This is a genomic window from Branchiibius cervicis (assembly GCF_042661605.1).
Taxonomy (GTDB): Bacteria; Actinomycetota; Actinomycetes; order Actinomycetales; family Dermatophilaceae; genus Branchiibius; species Branchiibius cervicis.
The window spans coordinates 1-19780 of record NZ_JBHSWJ010000003.1 but is presented as its reverse complement, the minus strand read 5'-3'; the positions used below and the strand labels follow the sequence as shown (position 1 = coordinate 19780).

Here is a 19780-nt window from a genome sequence, read left to right as displayed (position 1 = left end):
GTCCCGTCTGCTCCTCGTGCGGGCCGCGACCTTCGTCCTCATCACGCACTCGGCCGTCGCACGTCAACTCGGTATCAGTCAGCCCGCGGTGACCAAACAGCTCGGTGCCACGAAACTCGCTGACGTCCAACGCCTCGATCGGGCGCTTCTCCTCGAGGCCTGCCCGCCTGATGCCGCGCCAGTTCACGTCTCGTCGTCGGACGACGACGCGACGCAGCGGGCCTGGCTTGACCAAGCGACCGCCTGGATGTTCGGTGAATCGCTGGTCGAAGCCGTCGACGAGCCACCTTTTGATGCCTTGGTGACGGTGCCCATGGGGATCGGACACAACGAGGTCGACGAGTTGTCCGGCATGCTCCAGCGACTGCTGCGGCGGGACGTCATCATCCACCCCGTCGCCGGGTGAACCCGACCTACACCAGGAAGGGGATCCGCGCCCGCACGCGGAACCCTCCGGTCGCCCGCGGACCGATGTCCGCTTCGCCGCCGAGGGCGGCGACGCGTTCGCGGATGCCCTGCAGCCCCAGGCCCGTCCCTGCGGTCCCCGCCAGAGTGGAGCCGCCGTCGAGAACCTCCACCTCGACGTACGCGCCATCTCCGGCCCGCACGACACGCACAGTCACCGACGCAAACGTCGCGGAGGAGTGCGCGCGCACGTTGGACAGCGCCTCCTGCACTACCCGATACACCCCGAAACCCGCTGCTGCGGGCACCCGCTCGGCCAGGCCATCGACGTCCACCAGCACGTACGTCGTGCCAAGACCCAGCGTGTCGAACTGGGCTACCAGCGCCGGGACGTCCGCCAACGTCGGTGGCGGAGTCCTCGACTCGGCGTCGTCGCCGCGCAACGTTCCGACCAGGGAGCGCATCTCGGTGACGGCCGAACGGGCCGATGACTCAACGGTTTCCAGCGCACCGGCCGCTGCTGGCGGATCAACCGTGAGCACGCGTCGCGCGGCGGCTGCTTGCACGCCCATCAGCGCCACGTGATGCGCGACCACATCATGCAGCTCGCGGGCGATCCGGACGCGTTCGTCGACGACCGACCGGTCACGCAACTCGGCGGCCTGTCGCTCGATCAGCCCCGCCTGGCCGGCCAGCGCGGCCCGCTGCCGGGCGTTGCGCCAATCCAGCGCTCCACCCAGGATCGCGCCGCCGAAGTAGATCGCGTTGATCAGGTAGATGTAACCGGTCAGCGCAGCTGCATAGGGGAACGGGCCCGGAGACGAGGCACCGTTTGAGGTCCGGTGGACCAGATCGACAGTCACCCACACCATCAACGCAGCGACGCACAACAGCACGACCGCCACCGTCCGGCCACGCGGCGCACCCCAGGCGATTGCCGCGTAGAAGACTGCGAGGAAAAGGAATTGCAGCACGAGGCTCACCGCGAGCGGCGGTAGCAGGATCCCGGTCACGAGCCACAGCACCGTGATGGCTGCGACGGTCGCCACCGGGAATCGCCGGCGCCACACGATGAGCACACCCGCGAGTACCAGCGGCAGGTGCTGCACCACTTCCGGTGCGGCGATCTGGCTCAGCGAGCCCAGGCTGCGTTCCAGCTCCAGACCGACCGCTCCCACCACCAGGAAGCCGACCGCAATCGCGATATCCCGGCGCCACCAACGCGAAGGAAGCGGTCGACGCCATGGATCTCCGACACCGAAAAACGCCCCAACTGTCGCCACCGGGCCAGGCTAGCCAGGTCAGGTGACCGGCTTGAGGACATCCTCACCGACGTACGGCGCGAGCGCGGCGGGCACTCGGACCGAGCCGTCCGACTGCTGGTGGTTCTCCAGAATCGCCACCAGCCACCGCGTCGTCGCCAACGTGCCGTTCAGCGTTGCAACGATCTCCGACTTGCCCTCGTCCGTGCGGAACCGGGTGTTCAGGCGGCGGGCCTGGTACGTCGTACAGTTCGAGGTCGACGTCAACTCGCGGTACCGACCCTGGGTCGGCACCCACGCCTCGCAGTCGAATTTGCGCGCCGCCGGGTTGCCCAGATCGCCCGCCGCGGTGTCGATGATCCGGTACGGCACCTCGATCTTGGCCAGCATCTCCCGCTCCCAGCCCAACAACCGCTCGTGCTCGGCCTGCGCCTGCGCGGGATCGCAGTAGACGAACATCTCCAACTTCTGGAACTGGTGCACCCGGATGATCCCCCGGGTGTCCTTGCCGTGCGAGCCGGCCTCGCGGCGGTAACAGGTCGACCAGCCGGCGTAGCGCTTCGGCCCCTTCGACAAGTCGATGATCTCGTCGGCGTGGTAGCCCGCGAGCGCCACCTCCGAGGTACCGGTCAGGTACAGGTCGTCGGCTTCGAGCCGGTAGACCTCATCGGCGTGTTCGTCGAGGAACCCGGCACCGGTCATGATGTCCGGCCGGACCAGCGACGGCGTGATCATCGGGGTGAACCCGTGCTCCACCGCGAAGGCCAGACCCATCTGCAACAGACCCAGTTCGAGCCGGGCGCCGACACCGGTCAGGAAGTAGAACCGCGAGCCGGCGACCTTGGCGCCCCGCTCCATGTCGATCGCCCCCAGCTTCTCGCCGAGGGCCAGGTGGTCCAGCGGCTCGAAATCGAACTGCGTCGGGGAACCCACGACCTCACGGACCGTGTAGTCGTCCTCCCCGCCGCTGGGTACACCGTCGACGATGATGTTGCCGACCTTCTTCAACAGCGCCTCGAAGGTCGCCGACTGTTCGTCGGCCTGGGCCTCCAGCGACTTCACCTGCGCCGCGAGGGCGGCCGCGTCGGCGCGGGCCTGCTCGGCCTGTTGCTGCAGGGCCGTGACATCCTCGCCGCGTTTGCGGGCGGCGTTCAACTGGCCCATCGCGGCGCCGACCTGCTTGCTGACCGACTTCTGCTGCGAGCGCAGTTCCTCGAAATGCGACAGCGCGTTGCGTCGCGCGGAGTCGGCCGCCAGGATCTGGTCCACCAGGGACTCGTCGGCTCCCCGGGCTCGTTGGCTGGCCTTGACCCGCTCCGGGTCCTCCCGCAACACCTTGATGTCGATCACGATCGACAAGGCTAGCCTGGCCCTGGGATAGGTTGCGGTCATGCCCACGGCTGCGGTGATCGTCAACCCGACCAAGGTGTCCGACGCCGCCACCCTGCGATCGCAGGCCCGCGGCGTTTTCGAGCGCCACGGGTGGGGGAACCCATGTGGTTCGAGACCACCGCGAAGGACACCGGGCGCGGTCAAACGATCCAGGCCATCGAGCACGGTGCCGATCTGGTCTGCCCGTACGGCGGGGACGGGACCGTCCGCGCGGTGGCCAGTGGTGCTCTGGGCAGCGGGGTCCCGTTGGGACTGCTCAGTGCCGGTACCGGGAATCTGCTGGCCCGCAACATGAAGCTGCCGCACCGGCGGTTCCAGGACGGCTTGGTGGCCGCGCTCACCGGCACTCCCCGGCCCATCGATGTCATGCGGATCACCATCGACCGCGACGGCTCCGGTGGGTGGAGCGAACCCGAATACGGCCTGGTGATGGCCGGATTCGGCCTCGATGCAGACATCCTCGGCGGCACCCCCGAGGCCCTGAAGGCCAGGCTGAGCTGGCTGGCCTATCCGGTCAACGGGCTGCGGCACATTCGGCACAACCACATCCCGATGACCGTCACCTTCGATGCCGATCAACCGGTCGACACCGAGGTCACCACCGTCATCGTGGGCTCGTGCGGACTCCTCACCGGCGGGGTGCAACTGATGCCCGGTGCCCGCTTCGACGACGGTGAGCTGGACGCCGTCATAATCCGCGCCGGCGGTGCCCTCGGCTGGCCGAAAGTCGTCACCAGCATTTTGAGCCGCTCCAAACGCTCGACCCACGCGGTGGAACGCCGGGTCGCCGAAGCCGTCGACCTGCGAGCCGGTACGCCGACCCCCATCGAGATCGACGGCGACCACCTGGGCAGTGCGATCGGCGTACGCCTCGAAGTGCTGCCCAGCGCGCTGAGCGTCCGCGGCTGATCCGCCGCCGGCCCGGGCGGCGTCGGAGCGGCCAGGTTCACCAGGCACACTCTGAGCATGACTCGCCGCCTGCTCGCCCCCGCCGTCCTGGCCGCGGCCGCACTCACGCTCAGCGCGTGCGGTGGCGGGGCTTCGAACTCCTCATCGGGTACGCCGAGCGGCACCACCGGCACCGCCGCGACGAGCAGTTCCGCACCGACCAGCACCTCGACCACCGCCACCTCCTCCGCCGGCAGCGCCACGACCGGTCATTCCCCGAGCACGAGCACGGGTTCGACGGCTACAGCCGGCAGCGTCCTGCCGAACCCCACCGGGTACAGCACGCCGACCTCCGTGATGCCGGTCGGCAACGGCTGCGTGCCCGCGCGGTTGTCCGTCAGCAGTGTCGGCATCGACGGCGAGCAGGTCGTGGCGATGGGCACCAACGCCCAGGGGCAGATCTACCCGCCGCCGAAAACGACCATGTGGTACGACAAATCGGCCCAGTTGGGCACCAGCGGTCGCACGGTCATCGCCGGCCACGTGACCTACGACGGCCCGGATGAGTTCTACGACCTGGACCGGGTGCGCACCGGTGCACCCGTGGACATCACCTGCACCGACGGGCGCCACCTGACCTACACGGTCACCGACAAACGATCCGAGCTGAAGACGAAGGTCACGACCGACCAGCAGGTGTGGGGCGGCAGTTCGTCACCGGTCCTGGTGCTCATCACCTGCGACAAGAACAGCCCGCTCATCGGTCAGCACCACCTGAACAACTACCTGGTCTGGGCCGAACCGGCCGCCTCCTAACCCAGCGACCGCAGCCATTCCCGCGCATCGGCGAAGGCTGCGTCGGTGGCGGCTGGTTCAACGGTGGCAGCTCGCAGATCGGCCCGCGGGTACGAACCCAGGAAACGCACGTCCGCGGCGGTCCGCCGCAGTCCGAGAAGGGCGTCCGCGACCCGTTCGTCGCGCAGATGCCCCTCCAGATCGATCGAAAAACAGTAGCTACCCATCGCCGCACCGGTCGGCCGCGACTCCAATCGGGTCAGGTTGATTCCGCGGGTCGCGAACTGCTCCAACAACTCCAGCAGGCCCCCGGCCCGGTCGGAGTGCTGGTAGAGCACAAGCGTGGTCTTGTCGAAGCCGGTCGGTGTCGGCAGCCAACCGGGCCGCGCCACCAGCACGAACCGCGTCACCGCCGACTTGTTGTCGCCGATGTCCTCCGCGAGCACCTCGAGGCCGCCGGCGGCGACCGGAGCGCAGACGGCTGCGTCGTACGGCGCGGGCTCACCGGCCGCGAGCGCCGCCTCGAGTGCCTGGGGCCCGGCGGCAGTTGACAGCGCCGGCACGTACGTCGCGCCGGGAGTGTTCGCTGCCGCCCAGCCGCGCACCTGTGCCCAGGCGTGCGAGTGGGTGCCGATCGTGCGGATGTCCGCGAGCGTCGTACCGGACGGCGCGACCAGCACGAAGGTGATGGGCACGAGGACTTCCCCGACGATCACCAGTTGCAGTGCGTTGAGGGCGTCGATGGTGGCCGGGACACCGCCCTCGATGGAGTTCTCGATCGGCACCATCGCGGAGTCGACGTCGCCGGACTGCACCGCGCGCAACGCGGCGTCGACGGTGGCGAAGGGCACGTGCTCGGCGCCCTGCGCCGGCCGCCAGGACAGCAGAGCCGCCTGGGTGAACGTGCCCTCGGGACCGAAGTATCCGTAGCGCATCAGGCGTCCTTCCGGTTGGTGCGGGCGGCGGCAATGGCCTGCTGCTCCTCGGGGGTGAGCTTCACCTCGGAGCGCCCGGAGAGCACACCCTTGGCGTAGGTGCGCGACTCGTCGCGGGCGTGGATCGAGGTGATGACCAGTCCGTCGCCGGAGTCGTCCAGCAGCGCCGCCGAGAACGATAGCTGCCCCCGGAATCGCCGAACGCGTCGTACCGCACGACCGCGACGTGCCGCAGGGCGGCGGCCACGTGCGGTGTGAGCCCGTCGACACGCGCGGCGAGGGCGCCCAGGTGCCGCTCGATCGCCGTACTGCGATCGGCCTGGCGGGTGAGCACCGCGAGCGCGTCACGTCGCTGGTCCGGGGGCCACAACGCCGTGAACTGCCGCTGGATCGCGCGCAACCGCAACAGCGCGGCCGCCGCCACCAGCAGCGCCAGCACGGCGAGGGTGAGGGCCAGCGCGAGCAGGGCGGTTTGCACGGATCGAGGGTACGGCGTAGGTAGACTTCGCGGGTCATGGATATCGGGCTGATGGTCACCGTCTTCGTGACCATCTTCCTGGTCGAACTGCCGGACAAGACGTTCATCGCGACCCTGGTCCTGGCCACCCGCTACCGGCCGATCCTGGTCTGGATCGGGGTGTGCGCGGCCTTCCTCGTGCAGACGGTGGTCGCGGTCGCGTTCGGCGGCCTGATCGGCCGGTTGCCGGAGAAGCCGGTGCATGCCGTGGTGATGGTGCTGTTCGCGATCGCCGCGGTCCTGCTGATCCGCAGTGCCAAGGACGCCTCCGCCGAAGAGGCCGAGACCGAGGAGGAGTTCGAGCAGAAGACGACCCGGCCCGCGTCCGGTTTCCACGCGGTGACCGCGTCGTTCCTGATCCTCTTCCTGGCGGAATGGGGCGACCTGTCCCAGTTGGCGACCGCCGGTTTCGTGGCCAAGAGCGGCGGCGGCCTGGGTGTCGCGCTCAGTGTGGGTGTCGGCGCGTTCCTGGCGCTGGCCGCGGTGTCGGGGCTGGCGGTGCTGCTGGGCCGCAAACTGCTCGACCACGTACCCCTGTCGATCATCCGGCTCGTCGGCGGTTTGGTCTGCGCACTGTTCGCGGTCCTGCTCGCGTTGGGACTCTTCGGGGTCTCGCTGCCGTCCTGGCTACCTATCTGAGCCGCTTAACCTTGCGGGGTGATCCGGCGCTGGCTTCTTGCGGTGGCCGTCGTCGTGCTCGGGATCAGTGCGGCGTCGGCCGCGATCAGCGCGTTGTCGGCCCGGCCCGCGGTCCAGACGATCAAGCAGCCGGGCCGGTTGGTCATCGTGTCGATGCCCACCCTGACCTTCGACGGCGCGAATTCGCATACGACGCCGGCGCTGTGGGCGATGGCCCGCACCGGCGCGGTCGCCGCCCTGACCACCCGCAACCTGACGGCGCACAGTTGCAGCAACCAGTCCTGGTTGACCTTCGGCGCCGGATCGCGCACGACCATCGGCCAGCCGGTCGGTGAAACGCCCACCGGCGCTCGACCGGGCACCTGCAGTCCCGAGTTGCAGCCGGTGCAGGACGGCGAGGGCGCCTACTACCCGGATTGGGCCACGTGGCGCGCCTCAGCACCCGGCGCCGGCACCACCACCGATCTGGGGCTGGTCGCCTCGTCGTTGGAAGCCCACGGGCAGTGCCTCATGGCCGCCGGCAAGTACGTCGCTCTCGGGGCGGCCGACCGGACCGGCCGGATCGCGCACTACCAGCGCAGCGTCGACGACGTGTCGCTCACGACCTGTCCGGTGACCTTGATCGGCCTGGACGGACCCGACGACCGCTACCTGTCGCAACTCCTGGCCCGGTTGCCGGCGAAGACGACGCTCGTGGTCACCGGGGCCGCCGACGACACCACACCCGAGTCCCTGCGCGCCGTGGCCATCATCGGCCCGCGCGTGCGGCACGGCCTGGCCACCTCCGCCTCCACCCGACAGGTGGGGCTGCTGCAGACCACCGACCTGTCAGCGCTGACCCTGTCGCGCATCGGGTCGGCCGCTCCCACCCTGCCCGAGGGTCGCGCGCCCGTCGTGCAGCCCACCGGCAGCCCCACGGCGCCGGTGGTCCGGGTCACGCAGTTCACCACGGCGCTGCAGATCGAGCACGCGTTCGTGCTGCCGTTCTTCGTGTGCTACCTCGGCGGGACCGCGATCGCCTGCGCCATCGGTGGGGTGTGGTGGTGGCTGAGCCGGACCGGATTCAGCCGGGGCTTGCGACGCTACTTCGCCGGTACCGCGGCGGTCGTCGCGGCGACGCCGGTGGCCACCTTGCTCGTCGGCTTCCTGCCCTGGTGGCGCGCCGACCAGCCCCGGGTGGTGCTGGGTATCTTCACCTTCGCCGGAGCGGTGTTCATCGCGGCAGCCGCCTTGCTCGGACCCTGGGGGCGCTACCGACGCGGACCGACGGTCTTCCTCGGGGCCTTCACCCTCGTCGTACTCGGATTGGACGTCGTCCACGGCTCGGCGCTGCAGCTGACCTCGCTCACGGGTCTGCAGCCGGTGTACGGCGGCCGGTTCTACGGCATGGGCAACGTTTCCTACGCGTTCTATGCAACCTGCGGGTTGTTGGTCGCGGCCTCGCTGGCCGGCGCATTACTGGACCGCGGGGCCCGGCCGCTGGCGGTTCTGACCGTCCTGTTGATCGGTGCGGCCGTCGTGGTCGTCGACGGCTACCCGGGATGGGGCGCGGACGGCGGCGGTACGGCGGCCCTGATCCCCGCGTTCGCCTACCTGGCGCTGAACGCCGCCGGGCGACGGGTGACCTGGCGGCGGATCCTGCTGATCCTGGTGGTCAGCGGGGCGTTCGTTCTCGGGCTCGCCTTCCTGGACTACCTCCGGCCCGCGCAGAACCGCACCCACCTGGGCGATTTCATGGCCGGGGTGATCCACGACGGCTCCGCCGGTCCGCTGGCCCGGATCTGGCAGGCGAACTGGACGATGCTGGTCTCGTCCCCGGTCAACCTGCTGGTGCCGGTGCTGCTGGTGCTGGCAATCATCGCGCTGGGCTTGCCCAACTCCCGACTGGGCCGCCCGTTGCGCCCGTTGTTCGAGCAGGTGACGTTCTACGACCGGGGTCTGGCGGCCGCGGCGGTCTGCTGGTTGATCGGCTTCGTCAGCAACGACTCCGGGACCGCCATCCCGCCAGCGGGACTGCTCATGGCAATACCGCTGACGGTGCTTCTCGCGGCGAGTCCGGCCTGGCGGCTCGACGACGTACCGCCGGGAGCGACCACGCCAGAACGCCGAGTAGCAGCACTGAGATAAGGCCGTAACTGTCGTTGAGCAGTTGCCAGCCGGGATTGCCGCTGGAGGAGGCCGGGAAGTCCAGACCCTGCTGCAGTCGCCACTGACCCCACCACGGCAGCGGCATCGTGAACAGCGCCCAGACAATCGCGGCGGCCAGGAGTTTGCGGACCTGCAACAGCGCTGCGAGCGCCACCACCACCCACACGAAGTGGTGGATCCACGACACCGGCGAGATGAGAACCCCCACGATGCCCACGGCGGCCGCCTCGTGCCAGAACCACCCGCGGCGGTGCGCGCGTCGGGCGATACCCAGTCCGACGACCATGACGATCAGCACCAGGACCAGCCACAGAGCACTGGAGTCCCAGTGCGCTCGTAGCAGGATCCCCCGCAACGCCTGGTTGGACGTGCCGTCGTTCAGGCCCAGTCGGTCGGGGTCCTGTAGGGCGCCGCCCCAGAACGCAAAACTGGCGTTCGGCAACAACAAGAATGCGGCCAGCGTGAAGCCGGCCGCGCTTGCGGCGGCGGTGGCGGCGGCGCGCCACTGCCGGGTCACCAGGAGGTGAACGATGAAGATGCCGGGGGTGAGCTTGATCGAGGTAGCCAGCCCGATCAGGACACCGCGCGGGATCCGGCCGCTGCGCTCACCCAGATCGAAGAGCACCAGCGCCATGAGGAAGATGTCCACCTGACCGAATCTGATGCCGTCGCCGACCGGCTGGAGGCAGCCCACCGCGGTCCAGATCCCGGCGAGCGCAAGCGGCCACCACCGGCCGCAGCGCTGGGCCGGCTCCCGGAAGAGCCACCACACCAGGGCCGCGAGTACGGCGAACTGGGCCAGCGTCCACAACCATCCGGCCAGCCCGAAGGGGATGAGAGCCAGCAGGATGGCGAAGATGGACGCGATCGGCGGGTAGGTGAAGGGCAGCAGTTGCGGCGGCGCGGTCACGGCCGCGTAGACGGGCCGGCCGATGAGGTTGGAGATGCCGGCGTTGCGGTACACCTCGAGGTCGACCAGCCACCGGGTCGGCGGGGTCTGTACCACGAAGTGGTTGATCAGCATGTACGGACGGATCAACGCGACAAGGATGGCTGCCGCCCAGATCCAACGGGACGGGCGGGCGGCAACGGTCACCCCGGCATTCTGCCCTGTCCCCGGATCACGGCGGCGCGGCCGTAGCCGTCAAGGACGCTCGAACCGTGTCGATCTGCCCCTGGTGCGCGGCCCAGTAGGCCGGTGTGGCGGTGATGGTGATGCGGTGCTTTACCCCGGCCGGATCGAACGCGATCACGGCCCAAGCCCGCACCGGCACCTGCGCGACGCACGTCCACTGCAGTTGCAACCCGATGAGGCCGTGCTGCTCCCAGCGCGTGACCGGCACCTTCGGGGTGAAATCGGAGAAACAGCTATGTCCCCGGCCCTGGGTGAAGTCCCAGATGTTGGTGGGGTCGACGTTGTACTGCAGGATCCCTTCGCCGATCAGCGCACGTTCACGCGCGGCTGAGACATCCGTGCCGGCCCGCGGCGCCGTATCGATCTCGTGGGTCACGGTCAGGTCGGCCGGCTGCTCTCCCTGGCCGCCGACCAGCCACACGCTCATATGGACCAGGTCCTGCTGGGCCCGGGCGACGTCCTTGCGCAGGACGGCCCCCATTGCGCCGGCAGGGCCATCTGCAGCGTGTAGTCCTCGACCGTGCCCTTCGGGGGCGTCGAGCTACGCGTGGTCGACGCCCCGGGCACCGAGACCGTCGTACTGCAGCCCGACAACGTCAGCCCTACCGCTGCGACCGCCAGTCCGCGGCGCACCTTTCGCGTCTCCATGGCCGGGACGGTATCGGCGCCGACTCATCGACCGCAGAAGTTATCCACAGCCTCGGTCGATTAGTCTCGGGCCGTGGTGCGGCGTTGGGTGATCGCGGTCGTGTCGATCGCCGCGTTGTTCGCCGTCGCGTACGGCATGACCGGGCTCGTGACCGCCCAGCCCGACCCGAAGCCGGTGGCGACGAGCGGCTCGGTGGTGCTGGTCGCCGTACCCGGACTGGCCTGGACCGACGTCTCCGCCACCCGCACCCCCGACCTGTGGCAGGTGCTCGACTACGGCGCGACCGCCAACCAGGTCGTGCACACCGTGGGATCCACCGCGTGTACGCCGAGTGCCTGGCTCACGCTCGGGGCCGGACACGGCGTCGACGCGGCCGGGTGCGCTGCGCCGGCCCCGGTCGTGAGCGGGGGCACCGCGACCTGGCCGTCCTGGGCGCAGTGGCGATCCGCGGACTCCGGCATCGGCCTGCTCGGCGCAACCGCGACCCGGCACGGTCGCTGCATCGAAGCAGTCGGACCGGATGCGGCTCTGGCCGCGGCGGATTCGACCGGTCGCGTGTCCCATTACGCGGCCTCGCTCGCGACGGCATCGTTCACGACCTGTGCAGTCACGTTGGTGACAGCATCGGCCACCGAGCTCAACACCATCGTGGGGAAACTGCCCGCCACGGCGACGCTGATCGTGACGGGCCTGTCCGACGGGTCGTCCGACGACGCAGGTCTGCGGTTGGCCTACGCCCTGGGCACTGGGGTCCCGGCCGGGGTGCTGCGCTCAGCTTCGACCAAGCAACCGGCCCTGATCCAGACGGCCGATCTCACGGCGACGATGCTGCAGACGCTGGGCGCGTCCTCGCCGCCGGCTGGCGTGCACGGTTCGCCGCTGCAGGTGGTCCCCACCCCGCAAAACGCCGTGACCGCGACCGCGAACAACGCCGCCCTGGCCCGGGCGGTCTCGGTGAATCACGCCGTCCTGGTGTGGTTCTGGCTCGCGTGGGCCGTGCTCTTCGTCGGGTTGCTCGCGATGGTTGTGCGCAGCCGCCCCCGCTGGACCCGGCCCGCACTGGCGTTTCTCGCCGCCGTCCCTATCGGCACCTTCCTGGCCGGGTTGCTGCCCTGGTCGCGGTGGCCGGCGCCGGCACTGTGGCTCGTGGTGCTCTCACTGCTCTGGGCCGGGGTCATCGTGGCGATCGCCTACGCGGGACCGTGGCGGCGCTGGATCGGCTCGCCGTGGGTGACAGTGGGTGCGGTCTCGTCGGCGGTACTGGCGCTGGACGTCATGCACGGCTCGTCGCTGCAACTGCCGGCGATGCTGGGCCTGCAGCCGGAGTACGGCGGCCGTTACTACGGGATGGGCAACGCCGGGTACGCCATCTTCGCGACCGCCGTGCTGCTGCTCGCGGGGCTGCTCGGCGGCCGGTTGATCGCGGTCGACGAACGCCGCCTCGGTGCCTGGACCATCGGATTGCTCTGCGGCGCAGCGGTGCTGGTCCTGGCCGCCCCGATGTGGGGCGCCGATTTCGGTGGGCCGCCGCCCCTGCTCATTGCCGGCGGCATCATGGTGGTCCTGTCGTTGGGCCGCTCGCTGTCCTGGCGACGACTAGCACTGATCGTGGGCGTCGCGGTCCTGCTGGCGGTGATCGCGGGAGTCATCGACGCGTTGCGGCCGGCGTCGTCACGCAGCTATCTCGGCCGCTTCTTCGCCGGTCTCTTCGACGGCTCCGGCGGCATCGTCGGGGAGAAACTGGGGGCGAACCTGCGCCTGCTGGTGGCGACTCCGGTCAGTCCGTTGATCCCGTTGGCGTTGATCTTCTGCGGGTACGTCGTGTGGCTGGCGGGCCGGCCCAACCAGCCCGGGTGGTCGTGGGCCCGGCGACTGGGCGACGCCGTGGGTCTTTCCGAGCCGCTGGAGGTCGCGGCCGACACCCGGGTCGGCGCTGAGGAGGTGCCGTTCCTGCGGGAGACTGCGATCGGCGTCCTGGTGATGTGCGCAATAGCTATGTGTATCAACGATTCCGGGGTCGGAATCCCAGCCATCGCGGCACTGATCGCGTTCCCGTTCGCAGCAGTTCTGGCCACCCGCGATCCGCTGACCACCGCGTGACTTCTGCCCGATGTGTGACGACATCGCCACAAGTCGCTGCCCCCAGCAGCCCCCGCATCACGATGTGTGACGACAGAGCCGAAAATCTGGTCGTGCACCACGGCAGCCCTCTGACAAGGTGGCCACGTGAATTCGTTGCTGCAGCAGTTCCACCAGCAGATCCGTCTGGCGAACCGCGAGTCAGAGGGCGGGCCGGGGATCGTCCGGGACCTGGACGGACCGGTCCGGCGCCGCTACCCGGTCACGCCGGGGGCGTCGTACGCCATGGTCGAGTCACCCGAAGGGCTCGGTGACGATCCGGATCACTGGATCGCCCGGACGGCAGCGTTCTTCACCGCTCGCGGGGAGCGCGTGGAGTGGAAGACGTACTCCTACGACGAGCCGGCTGATCTGGGAAACCGCCTGCAAAGCAATGGTTTTCAGAAGGAGGATGACGAAGCGCTGCTGCTCGGCGAATCCGCTGCTCTTGTGCACGGGGTGGCGCTCCCCGCGGGTGTGACTCTGCGAGAGGCGGATTCGCCGCAGGATTACCACCGCATCCACGAGTTGATGCAGACCATCTGGGGTCCGCGCGATGGCGACATGACCGAGGAGCTGCGCCGCGAGAAGGAGGCCGACCCGACCAGCCTCGACGTCGTCCTCGTCGAGCAGGACCGCGAGACTCCGGTCCTCTGCGCCGCCTGGTGCCGGTACTCCCCGGGCACCGACTTCGCGTCCATGTGGGGCGGTTCGACGCTGCCCCGGTGGCGGCGGAAGGGTATCTACCGCTCGACGGTCACCTGGCGGGCGCAACGTGCGATCGACCGTGGCTACCGCTACATGCGCCTGGACACCTCACCGGACTCCCGGCCCATCCTGACCAAACTGGGGCTGCAACACGTCGCCGAGACCACGCCGTACGTGCACAGTTCACCACTCACCCGTATGGGTGATTGAAGGTCGCCGGTCGATGTGAGCCGGGCGTAGCTTGCCACAGGTAACCGCAGGTCACAGCAATGATGAGCGGATCGGGGCAGGCATATGTCGTTACTCCGGGACCATGCCGAACTGGCCATTTTCCTATGCATCGCGGGCGGCTACCTCGTCGGCAAGCTGCACCTCGGCCCGATCAAGCTCGGCGGCATCTGCGGGACGCTCATCGTCGCGCTGCTGATCGGGACCCAGCACGTCAAGGTCGACAACGACGTGAAGGTCGTCTTCTTCGCCCTGTTCATCTTCTCGTTGGGTTACATGGCCGGCCCGCAGTTCTTCGCCAACCTGAACAAGCGCAGCCTGCGCTTCCTGGTTTTGTGCCTCATCGAGATGGTCAGCGTGCTGGCCATCGCCTTCTTCCTCGCCAAGGCCTTCAAACTCGACCTGGGCACGGCCTCCGGCATTCTCGCAGGCGCAGCGACCGAGTCCGCTGTCGTCGGCACGGCCACAGAGGCCATCGGCAACGTCCCGGGTCTGAGTTCCCAACAGATCACCCAGTACCAGAACAACGTGGCCACCGGTTATACCGTCTGCTACTTCTTCGGCCTGATCACCATCGTGCTGCTGACCAGCCAGATCTATCCACTGCTGCTGCGGATCAACCTTCGTGACGAGTGCGCCAAGATCGCTCGATCGATGCGCGGCTCGAGCGACGCCATCGCCTCCGGTGAGGTGGTCGCCGCCCCCGCTCTGGTGGGACGCACCTTCCAGGTGTCCCAAGCCGCAGGCAAAACCGTCGCGGCCATCGAGTCCGATCTGAACGATGACGTCTCGGTCGAGTCGGTACGTCGTGTCGGGGCGCCCGACCTCACCGTCGACTCCGACCTGGTGCTGCAATCGGGTGACACACTTCTGCTCGTCGGCGAACGCACCGCGGAGATCAAGGCGGACTCGGTCATCGGTCCGGAGGTGGCCGGAGACCCGGAATCCCAGAGCCGGGTGGCCACCAAACAGGTGACGCTGACGCAGAAGGAGGTCGACGGCAAGACCCTGGAGCAGATGCAGGACGAGTACGGCGCGTTGCGCGGCTCCGGCGTCTACGTCACCGAGTTGATCCGCTCCACCGATCAACACCTTCCGGTCACGCCGGCCACGGTGCTTCGACGCGGCGACATCGTCACGCTCGTCGGTGCCCGCGCCGCGATCGACCGGCTGATCAAGAAGATCGGTGTCACGGTCACCAGCAATGCCACCGACTACATCTACCTGGGTCTCGGCATCGTCGTCGGCTCGTTGATCGGCCAGTTGTCGGTCAAGCTCGGAGACGTGCCGCTGTCGCTGGGCACCGGCGGCGGCTGCCTGGTCTCCGGGCTGATCTTCGGGTGGTTCCGATCGCGCACCCAGGTGATCGGCGCCTACCCACCCCAGGCGGCCACCACACTGAAAGATCTGGGTCTGTCGATCTTCATCGCGTGCACCGGCCTCGCCGCCGGCCCCGAAGCCCTCCCCATGCTCAAACAGCACGGCCTGCTCCTACCGCTCGCCGGGATCGGCATGGTGCTCATCCCGGCCACCATCTCGTTGATCGTGGGCCGCCGACTCCTGAAGATCCAGGACCCGATCCTGCTGGGTGCCATCGCCGGCCAGCAGTGCTCGACCCCGGCCATCACCTCTTTGACCCAGACCGCGGACAGCTCCGTGCCGATGCTGGGCTACACGATCACCTACGCGCTCTCCAACTTCTTACTCCCGCTCACCGGTCCGATCCTTGTCGCGATGCTCGTCGCGGCGAAGTAACCCGAGTCGAGACCGGAGGTACACCAGGTGTGGACCTTCCTGACCGACCACGTGTTCCGGCCGCACCCCGAACTTCTGGTCTTCATCACCGTCGCCATCGGCTTCTTCGCCGGCAAACTGCACTACCGCTCCATCGCGCTGGGCGCCGTCACCGGATGCCTGGTGGCCGGCCTGGTCATCGGAGCACAGGTCAAGGTGCAGATCGACGGCACGGTCAAGAACCTGTTCTTCACCCTCTTCCTGTTCGCGCTCGGCTACAAGGTGGGCCCGCAGTTCTTCCGGGGACTGAGAAAGGACGGCCTACCTCAGGTCCTCAATGCCGTGATCGTGGCCGTCACCGGCCTGCTGGTCTGTTGGCTGTTCGCGTCCATGCTCGGCTACGGGCCGGGCCTGAGCGCCGGGTTGTTGTCCGGCGCCCTCACCCAGTCGGCCGCCATCGGAACCGCGAGCGATGCCATCGCCAACCTGCCCGGCCTGAGCGCAGCGCAGGTGCAGCAGCAGCAGAACCTGGTCGCCGTCGGGTACGCCGTGTGCTACCCGCTGGGCACCATCTTGTGCGCAGTCCTGCTGGCCAACGTGCTGCCCAAGCTCTACCACTGCGACCTCGCGGCCGAATCGGCAGAACTGTCAAAGGAACTCGACACACCCGACGACGACCCTGACACCCGCAACGCATACGAGGAATCGGTACTTCGGGCCTACACCGTGGATCACGACGAGCTCGTCGGCAAGACCATCGACCAGTTCGAGCAGGATCAGAAGCAGCACGGACGGCGGATCTACATCACGCGGGTCCGTCGCGGCGGGACCATCATCCACCACACCCAGGACACCGTCCTGCAGCGCGGGGACGTCGTCGCGGTCAGCGCCCTGCGCCACGACCTGGTGGACTTCGACGCCCGCACCAATATCGGACCGGAAACCGACGACGTCACCCTGCTGGGCTACCTCAGCGAGACGATGCGCGTCGTCGCGTCCAACGACCACGAGCTGGGCCGCACGATCTCCGAACTACGCCAGCAGCCGTTCATGGTCGGGGTTTACATCGACAAGCTCTATCGGGCCGGGTCGGAATACCCGTACGTGCTGGCCACCAAGGTCGAGCGCGGTGACACGCTCATCCTGACCGGTCCCAAACGCCTCGTCGACCCGGCGGCCAGAGCCATCGGCGTACCCGTCCCTACGAGCTTCGCCACCGACATGGTGTGGGTCGGACTGGGCACGTTCCTCGGCGGCTGCCTCGGCATCCTGGCGGTGACCGTCGGCGGCGTCCCGATCTCCCTGTCCACCTCCGGCGGCGCCCTCATCATGGGTCTGGTCTTCGGCTGGCTGCGCGGCAAATACCCGACGTTCGGTCACGTCCCGCCGGGCGCCCAATGGATGATGGACACCCTCGGACTGTGCGTGTTCGTGGCCATCGTGGGCTTGAACGCCGGTCCGTCCTTCGTGTCCGGTCTCAAGCAGGCCGGCTGGGGGTTGCTGGTCTTCGGAGCGATCGCCACCGTCATCCCGTTGATCGTGGGGTTCTTGTTCGGGCACTACGTGCAAAAGATCCGCTTCCCGATCCTCATGGGTGTGCTCGCCGGCGGCCAGACCACTACCGCAGCGATCGGTGCGGTCAACGAGACGTCGCGATCGCAGATCCCCACGCTGGGGTACACGATCCCCTACGCCATCAGCAATGTCCTTCTGACCATCTGGGGGCGGTCATCGTCATCCTCAACCACTGATCCGAACACACGACTCGTCCGATAGGAGACCCGCCATGACCACCCAGACTTTCACCCGGGCCGAGATTCACCGTCTTTCGCAGCTCAGCCCCTTCGAACTCAAGAACAAATTCATCGAACTGGCTCAGGAGGCACAGGCTGACCAGCCCGGCCAGAAGGGCAAATCCAGCGTGCAGATGCTCAACGCAGGTCGGGGCAACCCCAACTGGGTTGCCACCGGGCCGCGCGAAGCCTTCTACGCCCTGGGCTACTTCTCGATCGCTGAATCACGCCGGGTTTGGACGGCCGACAATCTGGGCGGAATGCCCGATGCACCGGGAGCTCACGAGCGGTTCGAGTCCTTCGTGCACACACACCCCGACCTACCCGGCGTCGACCTGCTGAAGCGGAGCGTCGACTACGCCATCAGCACCTTCGGTTTCGATGCTGACGCCTTCGTCCATGAACTCACCGACAGTTCGATCGCGGACAACTATCCGGTGCCGGGCCGGGTGCTGAAGTACACCGAGACCATCCTGCGCGCCTACCTCGCCAAGGAAATGTACGCCGGCAAGAACCCGGGCGAGTCGCTCAAGCTGTTTCCGACCGAGGGTGGCACAGCCGCGATGTGCTACATCTTCGACTCGTTGATGAAGAACGGCCTGCTGCACCACGGCGACAAGATCGCTTTGCTGGTACCCGTTTTCACGCCGTACATCGAGATCCCCGAACTGGACACGTACGGCTTCGACGTCACGCGGGTCGAGGCGTCGCTGTTCGCCGAGACCGGTGTGCGCGAGTGGCGGTACCCCGAGGAGGAGATCGCGAAACTCGCCGACCCCGACATCAAGATGGTCTGCATGGTCAACCCCTCCAACCCGCCGTCGCTGGAGTTGGGCGACCGGGCCCGGCGGCAGATCATCGAGATCGTGGGGACGAGCAACCCCAACCTGATCATCGTCACCGATGATGTCTACGGCACGTTCGTCGAGGGGTTCCACTCCATCGCCGCCGATCTGCCGCGCAACACGCTGCTGGTCTACTCCTACTCCAAGCACTACGGAGCGACCGGCTGGCGGCTGGGCGTCATCGGCCTGGACGACGACAACGTCATCGACGAGATGATCGCGGCCCAGTCGCAGGCCGATAAAGACCGCCTCAACAAGCGGTACGGATCCTTGACCCTGGAGCCGGAAAAGATCAAGTTCATCGACCGGCTGGTCGCCGACTCACGTCAGGTCGCGCTGAACCACACGGCCGGTCTGTCACTGCCGCAGCAGATGATGATGGTGCTGTTCTCGATCTTCGACCTCTTGGATGAGGGTCAGGACTACAAGTACCGCGTCCGGGAGATCGTGCAGCAGCGCCTCGGCCTGCTTCTGGAGGGCGTGCAGCTCACCGTGAACGACGACCCGCACCGCGCCGGCTATTACATCGAACTGGACCTGCTCGCTGAGGCGCAGCTCAAGATGGGCCAGGAATTCGTGGACTTCCTGCAGGCCAACTACGAGCCGGTCGATCCGCTGTTCCGCCTGTCGGCCAAGACGGGTGTGGTGCTGCTCAACGGCGGCGGTTTCGACGGGCCGGAGTGGTCCGTTCGGGTGTCCCTGGCCAACCTCGATGACCTGGACTATCTCAAGATCGGCCACCATCTGCAGACGATCATGGACGAATACGCCCAGGACTGGGAGGACTCGAAGGCGAAGGATCAGACCGGGAAGAAATAGACCGCCACCCCAACCACCCGAACGCCGCGACGATCACCCAACCCAGGTACGGCGCGACGTTCTCCCGGAAGCCAAGGGTCCAGTTGGCGGTGCTCTGGTCCAACCCGCTGGCCCGGCCGGGCGCGTAGGCCAGGGCCATGATCACCGCGCGTACGACGAACACCGGGTCCCACACGAACGACATCAGCAGCGGCAACAGCAGCCAGGTTGTCGCGTCGTACCACGGCAGTGTGTAGGGCGCGAGGAACGCGAACGCCGTCGACAGCACGAACGTCATCACCACGGCGTACCGGGTCAGCGGATCGGGGATCCGATCGGCCAGGCCGTAGTGCCGGATCACCGCCCACAACCCCATCGCGAGCAATACCATCGCCGCCGCCGCAAGCACGAACACGATCGTGGTGACAAGCCATTCAGGCAGGCCGATCACCCGCAGCAACCGGATCGGCAACGACCACGGCGAGGCGTAGGAGAACGAGCCACCGGCCGCGCCGAGTTGGTGCAGCACGTGCGGACCGGCTACGACGTAACACGGCACGATCACCAGCAGTGCCCCGCCGAGCAGCGACCACAGGCGCCCGGGCAGGATCCAGGTGCCGCGAGCGCCGATCTTGCGCCGATCCACCTGCCACCACGCCCACGCCAGCGCGAGGCCGACCACGCCGTAGGTCACCTTGGTGCTGAAGGCTGCTCCGACGAAAGCGCCGGCGAGCCACGGCGAGCGACGGGCGGCGAGAATCGCTGCCACGACGAAGAATCCGGCGATCAGA

At 68.0% G+C, this 19780-nt stretch carries 17 protein-coding genes and 1 pseudogene; 10 read left to right on the top strand and 8 right to left on the bottom strand.

From position 1 onward, the window contains the following. Positions 1-16: 16 nt before the first annotated feature. Positions 17-406 (top strand): hypothetical protein, encoded by a 390-nt coding sequence (locus ACFQBT_RS19740; RefSeq protein WP_377819824.1) that lies wholly within the window; start codon positions 17-19, stop codon positions 404-406. A gap of 7 nt (positions 407-413) precedes the next feature. On the opposite strand, the gene ACFQBT_RS19735 is transcribed toward ACFQBT_RS19740, so the two are convergent. After that, positions 414-1688 (bottom strand): sensor histidine kinase, encoded by a 1275-nt coding sequence (locus ACFQBT_RS19735; protein ID WP_377825294.1) that lies wholly within the window; start codon positions 1686-1688, stop codon positions 414-416. An 18-nt stretch (positions 1689-1706) separates the two neighbouring features. Beyond that, on the bottom strand, positions 1707-3017 hold the full coding sequence (serS, locus tag ACFQBT_RS19730; protein ID WP_377819852.1) for a serine--tRNA ligase: 1311 nt from the start codon (positions 3015-3017) through the stop codon (positions 1707-1709). A 144-nt stretch (positions 3018-3161) separates the two neighbouring features. Here serS and ACFQBT_RS19725 point away from each other — a divergent pair, with 144 nt between their 5' ends. Both ACFQBT_RS19725 and ACFQBT_RS19720 read left to right on the top strand, forming a co-directional pair. Continuing rightward, the gene (locus tag ACFQBT_RS19725) at positions 3162-3968 is read left to right on the top strand and encodes a diacylglycerol/lipid kinase family protein (RefSeq protein ID WP_377819822.1); all 807 of its coding nucleotides are present in this window, start codon (positions 3162-3164) and stop codon (positions 3966-3968) included. A 57-nt stretch (positions 3969-4025) separates the two neighbouring features. Further along, complete coding sequence (locus ACFQBT_RS19720; protein WP_377819821.1) at positions 4026-4763, top strand: class F sortase; 738 nt, start codon at positions 4026-4028, stop codon at positions 4761-4763. On the opposite strand, the gene pheA is transcribed toward ACFQBT_RS19720, so the two are convergent. Then, the gene (pheA, locus tag ACFQBT_RS19715) at positions 4760-5677 is read right to left on the bottom strand and encodes a prephenate dehydratase (protein ID WP_377819820.1); all 918 of its coding nucleotides are present in this window, start codon (positions 5675-5677) and stop codon (positions 4760-4762) included. The genes ACFQBT_RS19720 and pheA overlap by 4 nt on opposite strands. Next, positions 5677-6101, bottom strand: a pseudogene (locus ACFQBT_RS19710) (DUF4446 family protein). Before ACFQBT_RS19710 ends, pheA begins: the two are co-directional and overlap by 1 nt. Before the next feature lie 90 nt (positions 6102-6191). On the opposite strand from ACFQBT_RS19710, the gene ACFQBT_RS19705 reads away from it, so the two are divergent. Continuing rightward, positions 6192-6833, top strand: a complete 642-nt coding sequence (locus ACFQBT_RS19705; RefSeq protein WP_377819819.1) for a TMEM165/GDT1 family protein — start codon at positions 6192-6194, stop codon at positions 6831-6833. 18 nt (positions 6834-6851) lie between these two features. Then, the gene (locus ACFQBT_RS19700) at positions 6852-8960 is read left to right on the top strand and encodes a hypothetical protein (protein WP_377819818.1); all 2109 of its coding nucleotides are present in this window, start codon (positions 6852-6854) and stop codon (positions 8958-8960) included. Here ACFQBT_RS19700 and ACFQBT_RS19695 read toward each other — a convergent pair. The 3 genes from ACFQBT_RS19695 to ACFQBT_RS19685 are packed head-to-tail and all read right to left on the bottom strand — an operon-like array spanning position 8851 to position 10764. Next, the gene (locus ACFQBT_RS19695) at positions 8851-10077 is read right to left on the bottom strand and encodes a glycosyltransferase 87 family protein (protein WP_377819817.1); all 1227 of its coding nucleotides are present in this window, start codon (positions 10075-10077) and stop codon (positions 8851-8853) included. The two genes, ACFQBT_RS19700 and ACFQBT_RS19695, sit on opposite strands and share 110 nt — an antisense overlap. Positions 10078-10102: 25 nt before the next feature. Beyond that, on the bottom strand, positions 10103-10597 hold the full coding sequence (locus ACFQBT_RS19690; RefSeq protein ID WP_377819816.1) for a hypothetical protein: 495 nt from the start codon (positions 10595-10597) through the stop codon (positions 10103-10105). Further along, positions 10540-10764, bottom strand: coding sequence for a hypothetical protein (locus tag ACFQBT_RS19685; protein ID WP_377819815.1), 225 nt, complete (start codon positions 10762-10764; stop codon positions 10540-10542). The genes ACFQBT_RS19690 and ACFQBT_RS19685 overlap by 58 nt, the downstream gene beginning before the upstream one ends. A 73-nt stretch (positions 10765-10837) precedes the next feature. On the opposite strand from ACFQBT_RS19685, the gene ACFQBT_RS19680 reads away from it, so the two are divergent. The 5 genes from ACFQBT_RS19680 to ACFQBT_RS19660 all read left to right on the top strand — a co-directional run bounded on the left by ACFQBT_RS19680 (position 10838) and on the right by ACFQBT_RS19660 (position 19010). Continuing rightward, the gene (locus ACFQBT_RS19680) at positions 10838-12865 is read left to right on the top strand and encodes a DUF2339 domain-containing protein (RefSeq protein WP_377819814.1); all 2028 of its coding nucleotides are present in this window, start codon (positions 10838-10840) and stop codon (positions 12863-12865) included. 126 nt (positions 12866-12991) lie between these two features. Further along, on the top strand, positions 12992-13801 hold the full coding sequence (locus ACFQBT_RS19675; protein ID WP_377819813.1) for a GNAT family N-acetyltransferase: 810 nt from the start codon (positions 12992-12994) through the stop codon (positions 13799-13801). Between the two features lie 84 nt (positions 13802-13885). Then, the gene (gene aspT / locus ACFQBT_RS19670; RefSeq protein ID WP_377819812.1) at positions 13886-15574 is read left to right on the top strand and encodes an aspartate-alanine antiporter; all 1689 of its coding nucleotides are present in this window, start codon (positions 13886-13888) and stop codon (positions 15572-15574) included. Between the two features lie 27 nt (positions 15575-15601). Further along, a complete protein-coding gene (gene aspT, locus ACFQBT_RS19665) occupies positions 15602-17329 on the top strand; it encodes an aspartate-alanine antiporter (RefSeq protein WP_377825292.1) in 1728 nt (575 codons plus the stop codon). A gap of 10 nt (positions 17330-17339) precedes the next feature. Continuing rightward, entirely contained in the window at positions 17340-19010 is a 1671-nt protein-coding gene (locus tag ACFQBT_RS19660; RefSeq protein WP_377819808.1) for a bifunctional aspartate transaminase/aspartate 4-decarboxylase, read from the top strand. On the opposite strand, the gene ACFQBT_RS19655 is transcribed toward ACFQBT_RS19660, so the two are convergent. After that, on the bottom strand, positions 18946-19780 hold an 835-nt coding region (locus tag ACFQBT_RS19655), incomplete at its 5' end, for a hypothetical protein (RefSeq protein WP_377825689.1). The two genes, ACFQBT_RS19660 and ACFQBT_RS19655, sit on opposite strands and share 65 nt — an antisense overlap.

What these genes read in the sequence shown, in the direction of transcription:
- ACFQBT_RS19725 (WP_377819822.1), top strand. Translation starts at nt 3,162, where the DNA reads ATGTGGTTCGAGACCACCGCGAAGGACACCGGGCGCGGTCAAACGATC.
- ACFQBT_RS19720 (WP_377819821.1), top strand. Translation starts at nt 4,026, where the DNA reads ATGACTCGCCGCCTGCTCGCCCCCGCCGTCCTGGCCGCGGCCGCACTC.
- pheA (WP_377819820.1), bottom strand. Translation starts at nt 5,677, where the DNA reads ATGCGCTACGGATACTTCGGTCCCGAGGGCACGTTCACCCAGGCGGCT.
- ACFQBT_RS19705 (WP_377819819.1), top strand. Translation starts at nt 6,192, where the DNA reads ATGGATATCGGGCTGATGGTCACCGTCTTCGTGACCATCTTCCTGGTC.
- ACFQBT_RS19690 (WP_377819816.1), bottom strand. Translation starts at nt 10,597, where the DNA reads ATGGGGGCCGTCCTGCGCAAGGACGTCGCCCGGGCCCAGCAGGACCTG.
- ACFQBT_RS19685 (WP_377819815.1), bottom strand. Translation starts at nt 10,764, where the DNA reads ATGGAGACGCGAAAGGTGCGCCGCGGACTGGCGGTCGCAGCGGTAGGG.
- aspT (WP_377819812.1), top strand. Translation starts at nt 13,886, where the DNA reads ATGTCGTTACTCCGGGACCATGCCGAACTGGCCATTTTCCTATGCATC.
- ACFQBT_RS19660 (WP_377819808.1), top strand. Translation starts at nt 17,340, where the DNA reads ATGACCACCCAGACTTTCACCCGGGCCGAGATTCACCGTCTTTCGCAG.